Annotated in this window: 18 protein-coding genes and 1 riboswitch; of the genes, 6 read left to right on the top strand and 12 right to left on the bottom strand. The window is 72.3% G+C overall.

The genetic code is table 11. The annotated features are described in order from the left end of the window. Positions 1-117 precede the first annotated feature (117 nt). The gene (locus ADL29_RS11330) at positions 118-2,025 is read left to right on the top strand and encodes an AAA family ATPase (protein ID WP_053923539.1); all 1,908 of its coding nucleotides are present in this window, start codon (positions 118-120) and stop codon (positions 2,023-2,025) included. Positions 2,026-2,183: 158 nt separating this feature from the next. Here ADL29_RS11330 and ADL29_RS11325 read toward each other — a convergent pair whose 3' ends face one another. From ADL29_RS11325 to ribD, 10 genes are all read right to left on the bottom strand, one after another. After that, positions 2,184-3,308 carry a hemolysin family protein gene (locus ADL29_RS11325; RefSeq protein ID WP_046929071.1) on the bottom strand — a complete coding sequence of 375 codons (1,125 nt, stop codon included), beginning with the start codon at positions 3,306-3,308 and terminating at the stop codon, positions 2,184-2,186. Continuing rightward, entirely contained in the window at positions 3,305-4,669 is a 1,365-nt protein-coding gene (locus tag ADL29_RS11320; protein WP_053923538.1) for a hemolysin family protein, read from the bottom strand. Before ADL29_RS11320 ends, ADL29_RS11325 begins: the two co-directional genes overlap by 4 nt. A 204-nt stretch (positions 4,670-4,873) precedes the next feature. After that, positions 4,874-5,326, bottom strand: coding sequence for a PH domain-containing protein (locus ADL29_RS11315; RefSeq protein ID WP_053923537.1), 453 nt, complete (start codon positions 5,324-5,326; stop codon positions 4,874-4,876). 42 nt (positions 5,327-5,368) lie between these two features. Beyond that, positions 5,369-6,217: an ATP phosphoribosyltransferase gene (gene hisG, locus ADL29_RS11310; RefSeq protein WP_046929068.1), complete on the bottom strand. Its 849-nt coding sequence runs from the start codon at positions 6,215-6,217 to the stop codon at positions 5,369-5,371. 61 nt (positions 6,218-6,278) lie between these two features. Continuing rightward, on the bottom strand, positions 6,279-6,551 hold the full coding sequence (locus tag ADL29_RS11305) for a phosphoribosyl-ATP diphosphatase (RefSeq protein WP_046929067.1): 273 nt from the start codon (positions 6,549-6,551) through the stop codon (positions 6,279-6,281). 35 nt (positions 6,552-6,586) lie between these two features. Further along, entirely contained in the window at positions 6,587-7,072 is a 486-nt protein-coding gene (ribH, locus tag ADL29_RS11300; protein ID WP_053923536.1) for a 6,7-dimethyl-8-ribityllumazine synthase, read from the bottom strand. A 65-nt stretch (positions 7,073-7,137) separates the two neighbouring features. Continuing rightward, positions 7,138-8,436 (bottom strand): bifunctional 3,4-dihydroxy-2-butanone-4-phosphate synthase/GTP cyclohydrolase II, encoded by a 1,299-nt coding sequence (locus ADL29_RS11295; protein ID WP_046929065.1) that lies wholly within the window; start codon positions 8,434-8,436, stop codon positions 7,138-7,140. Beyond that, the gene (locus tag ADL29_RS11290) at positions 8,433-9,086 is read right to left on the bottom strand and encodes a nicotinamide mononucleotide transporter family protein (protein WP_046929064.1); all 654 of its coding nucleotides are present in this window, start codon (positions 9,084-9,086) and stop codon (positions 8,433-8,435) included. Before ADL29_RS11290 ends, ADL29_RS11295 begins: the two co-directional genes overlap by 4 nt. After that, on the bottom strand, positions 9,083-9,727 hold the full coding sequence (locus ADL29_RS11285; protein WP_053923535.1) for a riboflavin synthase: 645 nt from the start codon (positions 9,725-9,727) through the stop codon (positions 9,083-9,085). The genes ADL29_RS11290 and ADL29_RS11285 overlap by 4 nt, the downstream gene beginning before the upstream one ends. A gap of 1 nt (position 9,728) precedes the next feature. Beyond that, entirely contained in the window at positions 9,729-10,904 is a 1,176-nt protein-coding gene (gene ribD / locus ADL29_RS11280; RefSeq protein ID WP_078970902.1) for a bifunctional diaminohydroxyphosphoribosylaminopyrimidine deaminase/5-amino-6-(5-phosphoribosylamino)uracil reductase RibD, read from the bottom strand. A 161-nt stretch (positions 10,905-11,065) separates the two neighbouring features. Then, positions 11,066-11,196, bottom strand: a riboswitch (FMN riboswitch). Between the two features lie 184 nt (positions 11,197-11,380). On the opposite strand from ribD, the gene ADL29_RS11275 reads away from it, so the two are divergent. The 3 genes from ADL29_RS11275 (at position 11,381) to ADL29_RS11265 (ending at position 13,883) form a co-directional block, all read left to right on the top strand. Then, on the top strand, positions 11,381-12,160 hold the full coding sequence (locus ADL29_RS11275) for an SDR family oxidoreductase (RefSeq protein WP_053923534.1): 780 nt from the start codon (positions 11,381-11,383) through the stop codon (positions 12,158-12,160). 80 nt (positions 12,161-12,240) lie between these two features. Beyond that, positions 12,241-13,470 (top strand): MFS transporter, encoded by a 1,230-nt coding sequence (locus ADL29_RS11270; protein WP_053923533.1) that lies wholly within the window; start codon positions 12,241-12,243, stop codon positions 13,468-13,470. 2 nt (positions 13,471-13,472) lie between these two features. Beyond that, on the top strand, positions 13,473-13,883 hold the full coding sequence (locus ADL29_RS11265; RefSeq protein ID WP_053923532.1) for a hypothetical protein: 411 nt from the start codon (positions 13,473-13,475) through the stop codon (positions 13,881-13,883). Between the two features lie 10 nt (positions 13,884-13,893). Here the strand turns inward: ADL29_RS11265 and ADL29_RS11260 are convergent, their stop codons facing one another. After that, positions 13,894-14,376 (bottom strand): acyl-CoA thioesterase, encoded by a 483-nt coding sequence (locus ADL29_RS11260; RefSeq protein WP_053923531.1) that lies wholly within the window; start codon positions 14,374-14,376, stop codon positions 13,894-13,896. Positions 14,377-14,532: 156 nt separating this feature from the next. Between ADL29_RS11260 and ADL29_RS11255 the strand changes: the two genes are divergently transcribed. Continuing rightward, on the top strand, positions 14,533-15,936 hold the full coding sequence (locus ADL29_RS11255) for a uracil-xanthine permease family protein (protein WP_053923530.1): 1,404 nt from the start codon (positions 14,533-14,535) through the stop codon (positions 15,934-15,936). A gap of 140 nt (positions 15,937-16,076) precedes the next feature. Next, entirely contained in the window at positions 16,077-16,847 is a 771-nt protein-coding gene (locus ADL29_RS11250) for a DUF5995 family protein (protein ID WP_425424224.1), read from the top strand. Between the two features lie 61 nt (positions 16,848-16,908). Here ADL29_RS11250 and ADL29_RS11245 read toward each other — a convergent pair whose 3' ends face one another. Then, positions 16,909-18,600 (bottom strand): flavin monoamine oxidase family protein, encoded by a 1,692-nt coding sequence (locus tag ADL29_RS11245; RefSeq protein ID WP_053923529.1) that lies wholly within the window; start codon positions 18,598-18,600, stop codon positions 16,909-16,911. Positions 18,601-18,654 lie beyond the last annotated feature (54 nt).

Here is an 18,654-nt window from a genome sequence, read left to right as displayed (position 1 = left end):
CGCTGTGTGCGCGGCGATGGTGAACTCCCGCCCGCCGTACGCCGGTTGGGGCGGCCACGGGCCCGGCACACACCCGGTGGCGCACACCTCCGGGGGGACGTTTTGTGGGGGGACGGGATGGATTTCGGCACGCAGGGCTCGCCCGCCCCGGCCGAACTCGCCTGGCTGCGCGCGGTCGACGCCTACACCGTGGGCGCCTATCCGCAGGCCGAGGAGGAGTTCCGGACCGCCGTCGGGCTCGATCCCACCATGGCCGACGCCTGGCTCGGTCTGCACGCCCTGCGCGCCGACACCGCGACCGCACTGCTGCGCATGCACCAGCACCGCGACCGCTTCGGCGAACAGCGCTCCCGCCACGGACGCACCCTCAACTCCTGGTACTGGCTGGGCTGGTGGGTGCAGCCCGTACTGGAGACCGGCCGCGATCTGCTGCTCGCCCACGCGTCCCACTGGCTCGACGGCCGCCATGTCGCCGAGCTGGACCAGGCGCTGGCCGGCTGCCCACCGGTCGACACCGACCCCCAGGTCCGCTTTCTGCACGCCTGCCGTGCCTATCTCGTCAAGGACTGGGACCAGCTCGTACGACACGCCGAGCCGCTGCTCGGCGACCCCGTACTGGGCATCGAGGCCGGGCTGTTCGGCGGGATGGCGCGCGTCCGGCTGGAGATGTACGGGCAGGCCGAACCGCTGCTGGCCACCGCCCTGATGCGCTGTCGCAGCGAGCAGCCCCAGCGCAAGGAGCTGCGCTACTGGCTCGCCCGCGCCCATGAGGGCACCGGCCGCAGCGCCGCCGCCCTGCCCCTCTACCGTGCGGTGCACCGCGTCGACCCGGCGTTCATGGACACCGCGGCCCGGCTGGCCGCCATCACCGAGGCGGACGGCCTGGACGAGGGCAACGGCCTGGCGACGGTCTCCGCCTCGGGCGCCGGCCAGGAGGCGGCCGGTGATCTGGACCCCCTCGCGCCGCTCGATCCCGTGGACGGCCGCGAGCTGCTGGCGACCGGCGAGCCGGACGGGACCCAGGACCCCGATCCGGTCGGTCCGCCGCCCGGGAACGACACCACCGTCCGCATCAAGGCCGCGACGCCGGTCCCGCGCGGCGCCGAACGGCTGCCCGCCGCGCCCGCCGACCCCGTCCTGCTGGAGAAGGCACTGGCCGAGCTGGAGCGGATGGTCGGCATGGAGCCGGTCAAACGGCAGGTGCGGGCGCTGTCGGCGCAGCTGCGCATGGCACGGCTGCGCGCGAGCCAGGGCCTGCCCGTACAGCCGCCCAAGCGGCACTTCGTCTTCTCCGGCCCGTCCGGCACGGGCAAGACGACCGTGGCCCGGATACTGGGGCGGGTCTTCTACGCACTGGGCCTCCTCGGCGGCGATCACCTCGTAGAGGCTCAACGCGCGGACCTGGTCGGCGAGTTCCTGGGCCAGACCGCCGTCAAGGCGAATGAGCTGATCGATTCGGCGCTGGGCGGGGTGCTCTTCGTCGACGAGGCGTACAGCCTGTCCAACACCGGCTACAGCAAGGGCGATGCCTACGGGGACGAGGCCCTCCAGGTACTGCTCAAGCGCGCCGAGGACAACCGCGACCGGCTCGTCGTCATCCTGGCCGGCTACCCCGAGGGCATGGACCGCCTCCTGGCCGCCAACCCGGGCCTGTCCTCCCGCTTCACCAGCCGCGTCGACTTCCCCAGCTACCGGCCGCTGGAACTGACCGCCATCGGCGAGGTACTGGCCGCGGAGAACGGCGACCGCTGGGACGAGGAGGCCCGCGACGAACTGTGCAGCATCAGCGGCCATGTCGTCGATCAGGGCTGGATCGACGAACTGGGCAACGGCCGCTTTCTGCGCACCCTGTACGAGAAGAGCTGCGCCTACCGCGATCTGCGGCTGTCCACCTGGCGCGGCACCCCGACCCGCGACGACCTCGCCACCCTGCGGCTGCCCGATCTGATGCAGGCGTACGGGGAGGTACTGTCGGGGCGCGGGCCGGGTACACCGGGGCCGCCGCCCAAGGGGCTGGACTTCTAGCGGGCGCCTTGAGCCGGCGCCTTGACGTCCGGGCGGGCGGTGCTGTGCTGTGCGGGGCACCTGTACCCCTAGGGGACGTTCGAACAGATCCCCTAGGGGATGGGAGCGCCCCTTGCAGGCCACAACGCAGCGGGGGCGGGGCGGTATTCCCTCTTTCCTCACCCCGCCAGGGCCCGGTCCTCCTCCGGCAGGGACCGGTCCGTGTCCGGCAGGGCGCGTGGTTCGGCGACGCGCTGGGCGCGGGCCTCGGGGGCGCGGCGGTGGGAGGGGTCGCGGACCTCGCCGACCAGCATTTCCAGGACGTCCTCGAGGGCCACCAGGCCGAGTACCCGGCCGGTTCCGTCGGCGACCGCCGCCAGGTGGGAGGCGGCCCGGCGCATCGCCGTCAGGGCGTCGTCCAGGGGGAGTTCCGCGCGGAGGGTCGTCATCGGGTGCCAGATGCGCTGGGGGACCGCACGGTCGCGTTCCTCCAGGTCGAGGACGTCCTTGACATGGAGATAGCCCATGTACACGCCGCCGGGCGCACAGACCGGGAAGCGGGAGTAGCCGGTCTTGACGGTCAGCTCCTCCACCTGGCGCGGGGTCACGGTGGGGTCGACGGTGACCAGGCCCGCCCGGTCGAGGAGGACGTCGGTGACGGGGCGGCTGCCGAGCTCCAGGGCGTCGGAGAGGCGCTCCTGTTCGGCCGGCTCCAGCAGGCCCGCCTGGCCGGAGTCCTCGACCAGATGGGTCAGCTGCTCGCTGGTGAAGACCGCCTCGACCTCGTCCTTCGGCTCGACGCGGAAGAGCCGCAGGACACCGTGCGCCAGGGCGCCCAGCAGCGCCGTCACGGGGCGGCACAGCCGCGCGAAGGCGACCAGGGTGGGGCTGAACCACAGGGCGGTCTTCTCGGGCGCCGCCATCGCCATGTTCTTGGGGACCATCTCGCCGATGACGAGGTGGAGGAAGACCACCAGGGCGAGGGCTATGACGTAGCCGAGGGGGTGGATGAGGGCCTCGGGGAGGTGGATCGCCTCGAAGGCCGGTTCCAGGAGGGCGGCGACGGTCGGTTCGGCGACCGCGCCGAGCGTCAGGGAGCAGACGGTGATGCCGAACTGCGCGGCGGCCATCATCTGCGGGAGGTTCTCCAGGCCGTGCAGGACCTGCCGGGCCCGTTTGGAGCCTTCCGTCGCCAGCGGCTCGATCTGGCTGCGGCGTACGGAGACCAGGGCGAACTCGGCGCCGACGAAGAAGCCGTTGGCGAGCACGAGGAGTATCGCGAACAGAAGCTGGGCCAGGGTCATCGCGCCACCTCCGCGGCGAGCGGGGCGGCGGCCGCGGGGACGGCGGCCGTGGCGGCGGGGGCCGTCCGTACGATCCTTATCCGCTCGGCGCGATGGTGGGAGACCAGCCGGACCCGCAGCCGCCAGCCGTCGAGTTCGGCGGTGTCGCCGGGGGCCGGGATCCTGCCGAGTATGTGCGCCACCAGTCCGGCCACCGTCTCGTACGGGCCGTCGGGGGCTTCCAGGCCGATCCGCCGCAGGGTGTCCACGCGGCAGCCGCCGTCGGCGTCCCAGGACGGCCGGCCGTCCTCGGGCGGGGCCTGGCCCAGCTCGGGCAGGTCCACCCCGTCGTGCTCGTCGCGGACCTCGCCGACCAGCTCCTCGATGATGTCCTCCAGGGTGACCACGCCGGCCGTGCCGCCGTACTCGTCGACGACCACGGCTATGGGCTGTTCGCTGCGCAGGCGTTCGAGCAGCGGCTGGACCGGCAGTGTCTCGGGGACCAGGAGCGGCGGTACGGCGATCCGGCCGGCGGGCGTGCGCAGCCGTTCGTGCGCCGGGATGGCCAGCGCGTCCTTGAGGTGGACCATGCCCACGACCTCGTCGAGCCGGGTGCGGTAAACGGGGAAGCGGGACAGACCGGTGGCGCGGGTGAGGTTGACCACGTCCTCGGCGGTGGCGGTGGCCTGCAGGGCGCTGACGCGTACCCGCGGGGTCATGACGTTCTCCGCGGTCAGATCGCCGAGGGTGATGGTCCGTACGAAGAGGTCCGCGGTGTCCTGCTCGATCGCGCCGGCCTGCGCGGAGTGCCGGGCCAGCGAGACCAGCTCGCCGGGGGTACGGGCGGAGGCCAGCTCGTCGGTCGGCTCCACGCCCAGGGAGCGGACGAGGTGGTTGGCGACGGTGTTGAGGAGGGTGATCACCGGGCGGAAGAAGCGGGAGAACGCGTTCTGCGGGCCGGCGACGAAGCGGGCGACCTGCAGCGGCTTGGAGACCGCCCAGTTCTTGGGGACCAGCTCGCCGACGACCATCTGGAGGGCGGAGGCCAGCAGCATGCCGAGGACGACGGCGACGCCGGGTGCCGCGCCCCCGGGCAGGCCGACGGCGCGCAGCGGGCCGGCCAGCAGTTCGGCCAGCGCGGGCTCGGCGAGCATGCCGACCACCAGGGAGGTGATGGTGATGCCCAGTTGGGTGCCGGACAGCTGGAAGGAGAGCTCGCGCAGTGCCGAGACGACGGTGGCGGCGCGCCGGTCGCCGTCGGCGGCGGCGCGCTCGGCGTCCGCCTTCTCGACGGTGACCAGGCCGAATTCCGCGGCCACGAAGAAACCGTTGGCCAGGATCAGGACGAGTGCCGCCGCGAGCAGGAGCAGGGGGCCGGTCATGCCGCCGCCTCCGGGGTGGGTACCTCCGTGGTGTACGGAGGTCGGGGAGGGGCGGCGCAGGTACTACAGGGCAATCCGTCCATTGCCGGAGGGATTCACTCCTCGGTTTGCAGGTGGGCCACGCGCGCGGCCGCGCGCGGGCTCCGGGAGGCACGATGCGTCCCGGAGAACAGAGTAAACAGCAGGGCCCGGATTAGGGCAGGCTCACCCGGCCGTGGGGTTGCCGGTGCCGTGGTTCTCGGCGAGCTCACGCAGCGCGCGGGCGTCGCGGATGGCCTGGTCGCGGGCGATACCGGGCTGGATGCCCATCGCGGGCAGGCTGGTGCCGTCGGCGAGGTCGAGGTGGACCCAGGGGTCGCCCTGACGGAGGTTGACCCGCAGCACCTGGGCCCAGGCCAGCTCGCGCTTGGTGGTGAGGTTGACGACGGTGATGCCCTCCTGCCGCACGACCACCTTGGGGCGGGCGAGCAGCAGGAGGACGGCCAGGATCAGCAGGCTCGTACCGATGAAGCTGAGCCGCTCGCCGCCGGTCAGCTCCGGCAGCGCCAGTGCGATCGCCGTCAGGGCGGCGAGCTGGGCGGTGCCGGCGGCGTAGAGGACGGCCCGGGTACGGGCCGGCCGGAACGTCACCGGGAGGCTGGGCAGGGGCGCGGACACGTCGTCGGTCTTCCGTGGGGTGTGCGGGGCTGCGGCGGGCGGTCAGAGCCGGCAGGCGTGGATGCCGGTGGTCAGGATCGCGCGGGCGCCGAGCTCGTAGAGCTCGTCCATGATGCGCTGGGCTTCCTTCGAGGGGACCATCGAGCGGACCGCGACCCAGCCCTCGTGGTGCAGCGGGGAGACGGTGGGCGACTCCAGGCCGGGGGTGAGGGCGACGGCCTTCTCGACGTGCTCGACGCGGATGTCGTAATCCATCATCACGTAGCGGCGGGCCACCAGGACGCCCTGCATCCGGCGCAGGAACTGGCGGACCTTCGGGTCGTCCTCGGGCGCGCCGGTGCGGCGGATGACCACCGCTTCGGACTTGAGGATCGGCTCGCCGATGATCTCCAGGCCGGCGTTGCGCAGGGTGGTGCCGGTCTCCACCACGTCTGCGATGATCTCGGCGACGCCGAGCTGGATGGCGGTCTCGACGGCGCCGTCGAGGTGCACGACGGAGGCGTCCACGCCGTTGTCCGCGAGGTGCTGGGTGACCAGGCCGGCGAACGAGGTGGCGATCGTCATGCCGCCGAACTCGGTGACGTCCTTGGCGGTGCCCGGCCGGGTGGCGTAGCGGAAGGTCGAGCCGGCGAAGCCGAGCTGCATGATCTCCTCGGCCTGGGAGCCGGAGTCCAGCAGCAGGTCGCGGCCGGTGATGCCGATGTCGAGCTTGCCGGAGCCGACGTAGACCGCGATGTCGCGCGGCCGGAGGAAGAAGAACTCGACCTCGTTCTCGGCGTCGACCAGGACCAGTTCCCGGCGGTCCTTGCGCTGGCGGTAGCCGGCCTCATGCAGCATCGCCGACGCAGGCTCGGACAGTGAACCCTTGTTGGGGACAGCGATGCGCAGCATGAGAGCGACTTCCTTTGCAGGAGAGGGAGTTCGTACGGGTGTGGGCGGGGGTGTAACGGGGTTACAGGTGGGCGTAGACGTCGTCGAGGGAGATTCCCTTGGCGACCATCATCACCTGAAGGTGGTAGAGGAGCTGGGAGATCTCCTCGGCAGCGGCCTCGTCGGATTCGTACTCCGCGGCCATCCAGACCTCGGCGGCCTCCTCGACGACCTTCTTGCCGATGGTATGGACACCGGCCTGCACCAGCTCGGCGGTGCGGGAGGTGGCGGGGTCGCCGGTGGCGGCCTTCTGCTGGAGCTCGGCGAAGAGCTCCTCGAAAGTCTTCTTGGACATGGTGACGCCTACCCTACGCGGTCGCCCGGCTCCTCCTACCGCCAGGGTTCGGAGACGGTACGCAGCGTGGCAGCGGTGGCGACCGCGGCGGTGACCGCTTCGTGCCCCTTGTCCTCCGCCGATCCCTCGAGGCCGGCCCGGTCCAGGGCCTGCTGCTCGGTGTCGCAGGTCAGCACGCCGAACCCGACCGGGACACCGGTCTCCACGGCGACCTGGGTCAGGCCCTGGGTGACGCCCTGGCAGACGTAGTCGAAGTGCGGGGTGCCGCCGCGGATGACGACGCCGAGGGCGACCACCGCGTCATAGCCGCGGCCGGCCAGGACCTTGGCGACGACCGGCAGCTCGAAGGCGCCGGGCACCCGCAGCAGCGTCGGCTCGTCGATGCCCAGCTCGGCCAGGGCGCGCAGGGCGCCGTCCACCAGGCCGTCCATCACCTGCTGGTGCCACTGCGCGGCGATCACGGCCACCCGCAGGTCGCCACAGTTCTTCACGGTCAGTTCGGGTGCGCCCTTGCCGCTCACGGTTCTCCTCGTACGGGTGATGGTGGTGGTATGTGCTGACTTCTGGCTATGGCTACTGGCGACGGCTACTGGTTGCCGCAGGTGGTCGCGTGCTCGGCGTCCAGCCAGGGCAGGTCGTGGCCCATACGGTCCCGCTTGGTGCGCAGATACCGCAGATTGTGCTCGCCCGCCTGGACGGCCATCGGCTCGCGGCCGGTGATCCTCAGGCCGTGCTGCACCAGGGCGGCGGACTTCTCGGGGTTGTTGGTCATCAGCCGCAGCGAGCGCACGCCCAGGTCCTGGAGCATCTGCGCGCCCGCGCCGTAGTCGCGGGAGTCCGCGGGCAGCCCCAGTTCGAGGTTGGCGTCCAGGGTGTCGCGGCCGCGCTCCTGGAGTTCGTAGGCGCGCAGCTTGGACAGCAGTCCGATGCCGCGTCCCTCGTGGCCGCGGAGGTAGACGACCACACCGCGCCCGGCCTCGGTGATCCGCTGCAGCGAGGCCTCGAGCTGGGGGCCGCAGTCGCAGCGCAGCGAGTGGAAGATGTCGCCGGTCAGGCACTCGGAGTGCACCCTGACCAGGACATCCTCGCCGTCGCCGATCTCCCCGGCGACCAGCGCGATGTGCTCGACGCCGTCGACGGTGGAGCGGTAGCCGTACGCGGTGAACTCGCCGTGCGCGGTGGGCAGCCGGGTCTCGGCCTCGCGGCGGACGGTGGGGGCGGAGCTGCGGCGGTAGGCGATCAGGTCCTCGATGGAGATGATCGACAGGCCGTGCTTTCGGGCGAACGGGACCAGCTCGGGCAGCCGCAGCATGGTGCCGTCCTCGCCGGCGATCTCCACGATGGCGGCGGCGGGGCGGAGTCCGGCGAGCCGGGCGAGGTCCACGCCGGCCTCGGTGTGGCCGTTGCGGACCAGGACGCCGCCGGGCTTGGCGCGCAGCGGGAAGATGTGGCCGGGGCGTACGAAGTCACCGGGCGCCGAGTCGCCGGAGGCGAGCAGGCGCAGGGTGGTGGCGCGGTCGGCGGCGGAGATGCCGGTGGAGACGCCGTGCGCGGCGGTGGCGTCGACGGAGACGGTGAAGGCCGTCCGCATCGACTCGGTGTTGTGCTCGACCATCTGCGGGAGTTCCAGCCGGTCCAGTTCCGGGCCCTCCATGGGGGCGCAGATCAGTCCGCGGCATTCGCTCATCATGAAGGCGACGATCTCGGGGGTGGCCTTCTCGGCCGCGATGACGAGGTCGCCCTCGTTCTCGCGGTTCTCGTCGTCCACGACGACGACGGGGCGGCCCGCGGCGATGTCGGCGATGGCCCGCTCCACGGGGTCCAGCGCCAGCGCAGCTGCCTCGTCAACGTTCTCTGCGTCGTACCAGCTCTGCAGTGCGGTCATACCGCTGCTCCTTCCAGGACGGGGCGAGTGGCGGCCCGAGAGCGCACCCACCAGTCGCGCATGCCCCACACGACGAGGGCGAGATAGACGACGTAGACAAGGCCGGAGAAGGCGAGGCCGCTGCTGAAGGCGAGCGGGACGCCGACGACGTCGACCAGCAGCCAGGCGAACCAGAACTCGACCAGGCCGCGTGCCTGGGCGACCATCGCGGCGAGCGTGCCGATGAAGATGTAGGCGTCCGGCCAGGGGTTCCAGGACAGCTGCGGGAGCAGGGTGAACAGGGTGCCGACGGCGGCGGTGCCCAGGACCGTGCCGCCGATCAGCACACCGCGCTCGCGCCAGCTCGCGAACCGTACGGCTATCGAGCCGTCCTGCGCCTGCTGCCTGCCGCGCTGCCACTGCCGCCAGCCCCACAGCGCCACGCCGATGACCAGCAGCTGCTTGCCGACGCCGCCGCTGAGGTGGGCGGAGGCGTAGGCGGCGACGAGGATGACGCCGGAGAGGAACTGGGCGGGCCAGGTCCAGATGGACCGCCGCCAGCCGAGGGCGAGGGCCGCCAGGCCGACGGTGTTGCCGACCATGTCCGACCAGATGACGTGCTGTCCGAAGGCCGTGAAGGCCTCGCCGTTCAGCCAGCCGAGGGCGCTCAACGGTCCATCTCCTTGATTTCCGCGAGGTCTTCGAGGTCCTTGAGGTCGCCGGAGCCCCGGCCGAGCAGCCGCTCGACGTACTTGGCCAGGACATCGACCTCGAGGTTGACGGGGTCGCCGACCTGCTTGATGCCCAGGGTGGTCAGGTCGAGCGTGGTGGGGATGAGGCTGATGGTGAAGTAGTCGTCTCCGGCCTCGACGACGGTCAGGCTGACGCCGTCGACGGTGATGGAGCCCTTCTCGACCACGTAGCGGGCGAGCGCGCCGGGCAGCACGATCCTGACGAGCTCCCAGTGCTCGCCCGGGGTGCGCTCGGCGATGGTGCCGGTGCCGTCGACATGGCCCTGTACGAGGTGGCCGCCGAGCCGTCCGCCGAGGGCCATCGGGCGCTCCAGGTTGACCCGCGAGCCTGCGGTCAGCGCGCCCAGGCTGGAGCGGTCCAGGGTCTCGGCCATCACATCCGCGGTGAATTCCCCGTCCTGCGTCTCCACGACGGTCAGACAGACGCCGTTGACGGCGATGGAGTCGCCGTGCTTGGCGTCCGAGGTGACGAGCGGGCCGCGCAGACGGAAGCGGGAGCTGTCGCCGAGGTTCTCGACGGCGACGACCTCGCCCAGTTCTTCGACGATTCCGGTGAACACGTCAGTTCTCCTCAGGAAGGGATGCGGAGGCGGGCGCGGAGCGCCTCGTTGCCAGGGTGGTGGCGGGCGACGGGTGGGCGGGGGTGGCGGTGATGCGCAGATCGGGCCCGAGCCGTTCGGTGTCGGTCACATCGAGCCGCAACGCCTGGGCGATGGTGGTGATTCCGGCGTCGCCGACGGCGGCCGGTCCGGCGCCGAGCAGTACGGGCGCCAGATAGCCGACGACCTTGTCGACGGACCGGGCGGCGAGGAAGGCCCCGGCGAGCGTGGGGCCGCCTTCGAGGAGTACGGAGCGGACATCGCGCTCGTACAGGGCCTTGAGCAGGGCGGGGATGGACAGGCCGCGCCCGTCGGCGGCGCGCGGCAGTCGGACGATCGGGGCGAGGCCTTCGAGATGGGCGGCGTCGGCGTCGTCGGCGACCGCGATGAGGGTGGGCGCGGTGCCGTCCAGGACGCGGGCGCCGGCCTTGACGGCACGGGCGCCGGAGTCGACGACGACCCGGAGCGGCTGGCTGATCTCGTCGTCGGACAGTCCGGCGATCCGGACGCCGAGCTGCGGGTCGTCGGCGCGGGCGGTGCCGGAGCCGACGATCACGGCGTCGGCGGCGGCGCGCAGCCGGTGGACGTCGGCGCGGGACTGCGGCGAGGAGATCCAGCGGCTGGTGCCGTCGGCGGCGGCGATCCGGCCGTCGAGGGTGGCGGCGTATTTCCACAGCACGAAGGGGCGGTGGCGCAGCACGGAGGTCAGCCAGGCCTCGTTGCCCGCGGCGGCCTCGTCGGCGAGCAGTCCGCCCTCGACGTCGACCCCGGCCTCGCCCAGGGTGACGGCGCCGCCGGTGGCGGTCGGGGTGGGGTCGGGGACGGCGTAGACCACCCGGGTGATACCGGCGTCGATCAGCGCCTGGGCACAGGGGCCGGTGCGGCCGGTGTGGTTGCAGGGTTCGAGGGTGACCAGTGCGGTGCCGCCCCGGGCCCGCTCTCCCGCCGCGCGCAGCGCGTGGATCTCGGCGTGCGGCCCGCCGGCCCGCTGATGCCAGCCCTCACCAACCGTGTGACCTGCGGAATCCAGGACGACACAGCCGACGACCGGGTTCGGGCTGGTGTGCCCGAGGCCGCGCGCGGCGAGCTCAATGGCTCGGCGCATCGCCGCGGTCTCATCGGGGGCTGCGGTGGCCACCGGGTCCTCCTGCCTCTTCGGGCACGGACTCCGGGGCTGTCTGGACGACAGAAGCGGGAAACGGAGCAACGGGAACACCGGACCGGAAGGCGGAGCCCGCCCGGGAAGACGACTTCGGTCGTCCGGACGCGCCGCCGACGGCGGTGTACCGAGCTCGCCCGCCGCGCACTGCCTCCCATCCGGACTTTCACCGTCGGTGCAGGAATTTCACCTGCTCAACCGGCCGCTGGCTGCGGACGGGTCGCGGACTGTAACCGCCGGTTCGGAATTACACCGACCCCGGAGTGCGCTGCTGCTCTTATGTCAGTACAGCTTCAGTCTGCCACGGCTGATCGTCGGCCATGCGGGCGAGGGCCTGTGGGGTGGCTCACAGGGCGGTTCCCGGGATGCGGCGCGTCGGGTGTCACGGACGGTGCGCCCGTCTCGTCACAGTGGGGACACCACTGGCACCTCTTCACCCAAGGACGGATTCCCCGATGGCGACAATTCTGGTGACCGGCGGCACGGGCACGCTCGGACGGGTCCTGGTCGACCGGCTGCTCGGCGACGGCCACGACGTGCGGTCGCTCAGCCGGCGGCCGCACACCGGCCGGGAGCGGCGGCGGCTGCGGGTGTACGCGGTGGATCTGCGGGACGGCGTCGGGCTGGACGAGGCGGTCGCGGGGGCAGAGGTGATCGTGCACTGCGCCACGGCGCCGTCGGGCGGCGACACGGAGGCGGCGGGCCGGCTGATCGAGGCGGCGAAGGAGGCCGGCGTGCCCCACCTCGTCTACATCTCCATCGTCGGGGTGGACCGGGTGCCGCTCCCCTACTACCGCGCCAAGCTCGCGGTGGAGCGGCTGATCGAGGACTCCGGGCTCGGCTGGACCGTGCTGCGGACGACGCAGTTCCACGATCTGGTGCTGCAGCTGGTCAAGGCGGGCGCGCGGTCGCCGGTGCTGCCGGTGCCGGCGGGCGTACGGGTACAGCCGGTCGAGGTGCGGGAGGTGGCCGACCGGCTGGCCGAGCTGGCGGCCGGTGCACCGGCCGGACGGGTCACCGATCTGGGCGGGCCCCAGGTGCTGACGGCCCGGGACCTCGCACGGGCGACCCTGGAGGCGGGCGGGCGGCGCCGGCTGCTGATGCCGCTGTGGCTGCCGGGCCGGGCGCTCGCGGCGCTGCGGCGGGGCGGGAATCTCGTGCCGGAGCATGCGGACGGGGAGCGGACCTACGCCGAGTTCCTGGCGGAGCGGGCGGGCGGGGCGCCGGGCCGATGACGGCCGGACGGCGTGACCTGTGCGCAACAGGACGCCAACGCGCCCTGGAATCAGGCAACTTGGGAAGTTAGCGTGCCGTCATGTCCGGCCCTGGCGCCACCGGCGCCCGTCCCCCGCGCCCCGTGAACCAGCTGCGCCGCGCCCGTTGGGCCATCGCCGCCGTCTTCCTCGTCCACGGTTCGGTCACCGGCGCCTTCGCCACCCGCGTCCCCTGGATCCAGGACCACACCGGCATCGGCCCGGGCCGGCTCGGGCTGGCCCTGGCCTTCCCCGCCGTCGGCGCGTCCCTGGCGATGCCGCTGGCCGGACGGATCAGCCATCGCCTCGGCGCCCGTACCGCGCTGCGCGTCCTGCTCGCCCTGTGGACCCTCGCGCTGGTGCTGCCGGCCCTGGCCCCCAACCTGTACGCGCTGTGTGGGGCGCTGCTGGTCTACGGCGCGGCCTCCGGCATGGCGGACGTCGCGATGAACGCGCTGGGCGTGGAGACCGAGGACCGGCTCGGCCGGCCGATCATGTCGGGGCTGCACGGCATGTGGAGCGCGGGTGCCCTGCTGGGCTCGGCCGCGGGTACCGTCGCGGCGCACGCCGGGACCGACGCCCGGCTCCATCTGGGCGGCACCGCCCTGGTGCTGACGCTGCTCGGCGCCGCCGCCTGCCACGGCGTACTGGATCTGCGCAGCGCCCCCGAGGAACATCCGCCGCCCCGCTTCGCGCTGCCGCCCAGGTCGGCACTGGTCATCGGCGCCATAGGGTTCTGCGCGGTGTTCGCGGAGGGCGCGGGCCTGGACTGGTCGGCGGTCTACCTCCGGGACCGGCTGGGCACCGACGCGGGCCTGGCGGCCGCGTCGACCACCGCCTTCGCGTGCACCATGGCCGCCGCCCGGCTGGCCGGCGACACGGTGGTGGCCCGCCTCGGACCCGTGCGCACGGTGCGCGGCGGCGGGGTCCTGGCGACGGCCGGCGGTCTGCTGATCGTGACGGCCCGGCAGCCGGCCGCGGCGATGACCGGCTTCGCCCTGATGGGCCTGGGTATCGCCGTCGTGGTCCCGCTCGCCTTCGCGGCCGCCGCCCGCAGCGGCCCGGCCCCCAGCCAGGCCATCGCGGGCGTCGCCACCATCACCTACACCTCCGGCCTGATCGCCCCCTCCGCGATCGGCGGCATCGCCCAGGCCACCTCGCTGACGCTGTCGTTCGCACTGGTCACGACGTTGGCGCTGGGGCTGGTGGCGGGGGCACGGGTGCTGCGGGTGCCGGGGCGGGAGGCGCGTAAAGCGGTGGATGCGCCGGCGGGGGATCTGGAAGCCTCCTAGCCATGACCGCCGTAACCGCCCCGACCGCTGTGACCGGGCCCCGCCGATTCCCGCCCGAGGCGGTGCGGGACGTCCGCATCTTCCATGTGTGCCAGACCGGCTGCGGCGGTCCGTTCGCCATCGTCACTGTGGACTTCGAACCGCTCCCGGACGACGAGTTCGCGCCGGTCGTCTTCGACTGGCCGGTGCGCGAACGGCGGCGGAATCCGGAGGAGTGGCTGCCGGGCGAGTTCGTGCAGGCGCTGGAGCAGGGGGTGCGCAACGCCCTCGACGAGCTGCCGGACGACGTCCGGGCGGCGGCCTGGTGCACCGTCACCGACGCCCGATGGCACCTGGTCGACTCCCACGAGCGGGGCTTCACGCAGGCCGGCGCGATGGCCGTACGCGAGGCCCTGCGCCGCTCCGGTATGTGAGGCGCCCCGCTCAGGCCGCCCCCGCCTCCGGCCGCCGCAGCCCGTCGGCTATCGCGCGCGCCCGGTCCGACCACGGGGTCGGCCGCATCGTCGCGAAGTCCACGCGGACGAGCACCCGGTGCCCCTCGGCGTAGGTCTCGGTCCCGTCGGCCGAGCAGATCCGGAAGCCGTAGGTCAGGCCCGTGCGGCCGAGGCGTTCGACCCACAGGTGGGCGGCGTAGCGGCCGGCGCGGGTGATCGGGCGCTCGTAGGTCAGGCGCATTTCCTTGATGACGTTGCACATGTCGCCCGCGGTGGCCCAGTCGCCGTCGAAGGCGAAGCCCTGGGCGTGCCAGTACTCGCCCCACGCGCGCTCGGCCAGCAGCGGATAGCGGGCGTTGTGGAGCATGCCGAGCGCGTCGAGGTCGTCGAAGTAGACGGTGACGGGGACCAGTCGGCCGTACGGAACGGTGTACGGGCCGGGGCCGGCGGTCTGGAGGGGTTCGACGCTCACGGACGGCGCTCCTGCGTTTTCTCGGCGTGCTCACGACGGGTGCCGCGACCTTTCTCGCGGCGTCATCCGGGCCATCGTAAGCGGCCGCTTAGAATGCTTTGCCCGCCGGGGGTGCGAAACTGCTCTGTCCTCACCGTTGGAAGCAAGGGAGCAGTCATGGGTCTCGGCGTGCGCTGGACCGTCCATGGCGACGGGCGCAATCCGGCGCCGGGAGCCGTCGTCCGGCCGGATGAGCGGCTGTCGTGGCCGCGGACCGCGGGCCTGGGCGCGCAGCATGTGGTGGCGATGTTCGGTGCGAGTTTCGTCTCGCCGATCCTGATGGGCCTCGACCCCAACCTCGCGATCATGATGTCCGGTGTCGCGACGGTCATCTTCCTGCTGGCCACGCGTGGCCGGGTGCCCTCGTACCTGGGCTGTTCGCTGTCGTTCGTCGGGGTGGCCGCGGTCATCCGGGCGCAGGGCGGCACCAGCGCGACGGTCACCGGGGCGGTCCTGGTCGTCGGCGTCGTGCTCTTCCTGGTGGGTGTGGCGGTCCGGCGGTTCGGGGCGCGGATCATCCATGCCGCGATGCCGCCGGTGGTCACCGGTGCGGTGGTGATGCTGATCGGTTTCAACCTGGCGCCGGTGACAGCGAGTACGTACTGGCCGCAGGATCAGTGGGTGGCGCTGCTGACCATGCTGGTCACCGGGCTCGCCGTGGTCTGTCTGCGCGGCTTCTGGTCGCGGATCGCGATCTTCCTGGGCCTGGTCTTCGGCTATGCAGTCTCCTGGGCCTTCGACCGGATCTTCGGGCAGATCCACTCGGTGAACGGCGCGGGCAAGGTCACCGACCACTGGCGGCTCGACTTCTCCGGCGTCGGCAAGGCCGACTGGATCGGCCTGCCGTCCTTCCACGGGCCGACGTTCCAGTGGTCGGCGATCCTGGTGGCGCTGCCCGTCGTCATCGCCCTCGTCGCGGAGAACACCGGCCATGTGAAGGCGGTCGGCGAGATGACCGGTGACCCGCTGGACGACGAGATCGGCACCGCGATCTCCGCGGACGGCGCCGCCTCGGTGCTCTCCACCGCGGTCGGCGGCCCGCCCAACACCACCTACTCCGAGAACATCGGGGTGATGGCCGCGACCCGCGTCTACTCCACCGCGGCCTACTGGGCGGCGGCCGGCTTCGCCCTCCTCTTCGGCCTGTGCCCGAAGTTCGGCGCCGTCGTGGCCGCGATCCCGGGCGGGGTGCTCGGCGGCATCACCGTCATCCTCTACGGCATGATCGGCCTGCTCGGCGCCCAGATCTGGGTGCACAACAAGGTGGATCTGCGCAATCCGCTCCACCTCGTACCGGTCGCCGCGGGCATCATCATCGGCGTCGGCGGCGTCAGCCTGCACATCAGCGACAACTTCGAGCTGGGCGGTATCGCGCTCGGCACGATCGTGGTGCTCGCCGGCTATCACGTACTGCGCGCCCTGGCCCCCGCGCACCTCAAGGCGCAGCCGCCGCTGCTGGACGAGGGCACGTCGTCGTACGACGAGGGGACGGGCGAGGAGGCGGGGCCGGGGGCCCGCTGACGGCGCGGCCCCGGGCGTCGCTTTCCGGCCGGCCGGCACGACGCCGACACGGCCGGGAGGGCGCACCGGCCGTTACCCCGTTCAGGTCAACGGCTCCCGGCAAAGGCCGCAATTCGTGCGGCTGCTGCCACGCTGAGCGGATGACGACGACTCAGCGATGGGGAACTCCGGAACGGGAAGATCCGGAGCGGGAAACCCGGCTGCCGGGCGCCCGGCAGCCGGGATCCGGGCCGCCGGGATCCGGGCCGCCCGTGGGCGTGGACGAGGTGCTGGCGAGGATGCGGGCGCTGGAGGCGGCGCTGCCCGCCGAGGACGGGGTGGCCGTCTTCAACCGGGTCTATCTGACCGTCACCGAAGCGGTGGCGGGGCGTCTCGGGGACGGCGCCTTCGCGGACCCGGCGGCCGCGGGCGAGCTGGACGTCCGCTTCGCCCGGCGCTACTTCGCCGCGGTGGACGCCGCGGCCGCGGGCCGGCGCCCGCCCGCCTGCTGGCGCCCGCTCTTCCAGCTGCGCCGCCATCCCGGCGTGCACCCGCTGCAGTTCGCGCTCGCCGGGATCAATGCGCACATCGGCCACGACCTGGCGCTGGCGGTGCTGGACACCTGCCGGGCGCTGGACTGCGAACCCCCAGCGCTGGAGGGGGACTTCGACCGTATCGGCGCCGTCCTGACCGGCCTCGAGGAGCGGATCCGGGAGAGCCTGATGCCCGGCCCGGATCTGCTGGACATCGCCGATCCGCTGACCCATCTCGCCGGCTCCTGGAGCCTGGAGATGGCCCGGGACGCCGCCTGGGCCGCGGCCCGGATGCTGTGGGGCGCGCGCCGGCTGCCCGAGGTGGCCGAGGAGTTCACCGAGCGGCTGGACGCGAGCGTGGGGCTGGTGGGCCGGTGCCTGCTCACACCGCTGAACTAGGGCCTGTCGGGCGGTGTGCCGCTGCCACCGCGCGGCACACCGCCCCGACGCCGTTGCGCGGTCAGTCCTCCGGCAGCTCGACCGGCGCGATCTCGTCGTAGACATCGCCGGGGCCCGGGTTGGTGGTGTCGGTGGTGCCGCCGAAGTGGTGCATCACGCCCCACACCGCGTTGAGCGCGGTCTGTACGGCGCCCTCGGCCCAGCCCGCCGTCCAGGAGATGTCGTCGCCCGCCAGGAAGATGCCGCGCTTGTCCTCGGGGAGGCGGTCCTGCATGAAGTGGGTGAACAGGCGGCGCTGGTAGCGGTAGTGGCCGGGCAGGTTGGCCTTGAACGCGCCCATGAAGTAGGGCTCGTTCTCCCAGGAGACGGTGACCGGGTTGCCGATGATGTGCTTGCGGATGTCGACCTTCGGATAGATCTCCGACAGCGACTTCAGCATCACCTCCATCCGCTCGTTGGCGTCCAGCGGCAGCCACTTCAGGCTGTCGTCGCACCAGGTGTACGAGAGGCAGATGACGGCGGGCTTGTCCGGCCCGTCGTCCAGGAGGTACGTCCCGCGGGTCATCCGGTCCGTCAGCGTCATCGACATGACGTCCCGCCCCGTCTCCTCGTCCTTGTCCAGCCAGAACGGCCGGTCGACGGGGACGAAGAGCTTGGAGGACTCCATGTAGTGGGTGCGCTCCATCGCCGTCCAGTGGTCGATGGGGAACAGCGAGTCGTCGCAGGCGATCTTGCTCAGCAGCATCCAGGACTGCGCGGTGAAGACGGCGGCCTCGTACGTGCGGATGTCGCCGGAGGCGTCGGTCACCGTGACACGGTTGCCCGCCGTGCGGTTCAGCCGGGTCACGGCCGGGCGCGGCGCACCGTCGTGCAGCGTCGCGAGCGAGGTGCCGGGCGCCCAGTGCACGATCTTCTCGGGGGCGCGGTCCCACAGGCGCAGCGGCAGCTGCTGGCTGCCGCCGACGATGCCCCGGTGGTGGTCGTCGGCCTCGGTGTAGACGACCCGCAGGATCTCCAGGATGGAGTTGGGGAAGTCGGTGTCCCAGCCGCCGGTGCCGAAGCCGACCTGGCCGAAGATCTCGCGGTGGCGGAAGGAGCGGAAGGCCTGGGAGTCGCAGAGGAAGCCGTAGAAGGTCTGGTTGTCGAGCTTCTCGACCAGGCGGGACCAGATCTCGCGGATCTTCGGGACGTCCCGCTCGCGCAGCGCGCGGTTCATGCCGGAGAAGTCCGCGCCCTCCTCCAGGCAGGCGTTCCAGGCGTCGGCCACATCGCGGTACACCTGCGGCAGGTCGTCCAGGGTCTCCGCGTAGTGGGACTCGCCCTTGAGGTCGACGACCGTCGAAGGGGTGGATTCCGCAAGGGGGTTGGGGAACGGCCTGGTCTCCAGGCCCACCAGGTCGATGTAGTGCTGCAGCGCGGTCGAGGAGGGCGGGAAGCGCATCGCGCCCATCTCGGCGGTCAGGGACGGGTCGCAGCCCTCGAAGCCGACGGTGCGCAGCCGGCCGCCTATCTCGTCCGCCTCGTAGACGACGGGCTTGAGGCCCATCTTCATCAGCTCGTACGCGGTGATGATCCCGGAGAGGCCGCCGCCGATGACCGCGACCTCCTTGCCGTGCTCGGTGGCGGGGACCTGGCCGAGGCCCGCCGGGTGCGCGAGGAAGTCGTCGTAGGCGTACGGGAAGTCCGGGCCGAACATCGTGATCGGCGGCTGGGCATCCGCGTGGTGGGCGGCGGTGGGCACCGTGGACGTCATCGGGGGCGGACTCCTTGCAGGCAGGGCAGAGCGGGGCGGGGCGGGGCGGCGCGT

Origin of the sequence: Streptomyces chattanoogensis, assembly GCF_001294335.1 — a bacterium.
Classification (GTDB): Bacteria; Actinomycetota; Actinomycetes; order Streptomycetales; family Streptomycetaceae; genus Streptomyces; species Streptomyces chattanoogensis.
The sequence above is the reverse complement of the archived record's forward strand: the minus strand, read 5'-3'. Positions and strand labels throughout refer to the sequence as shown.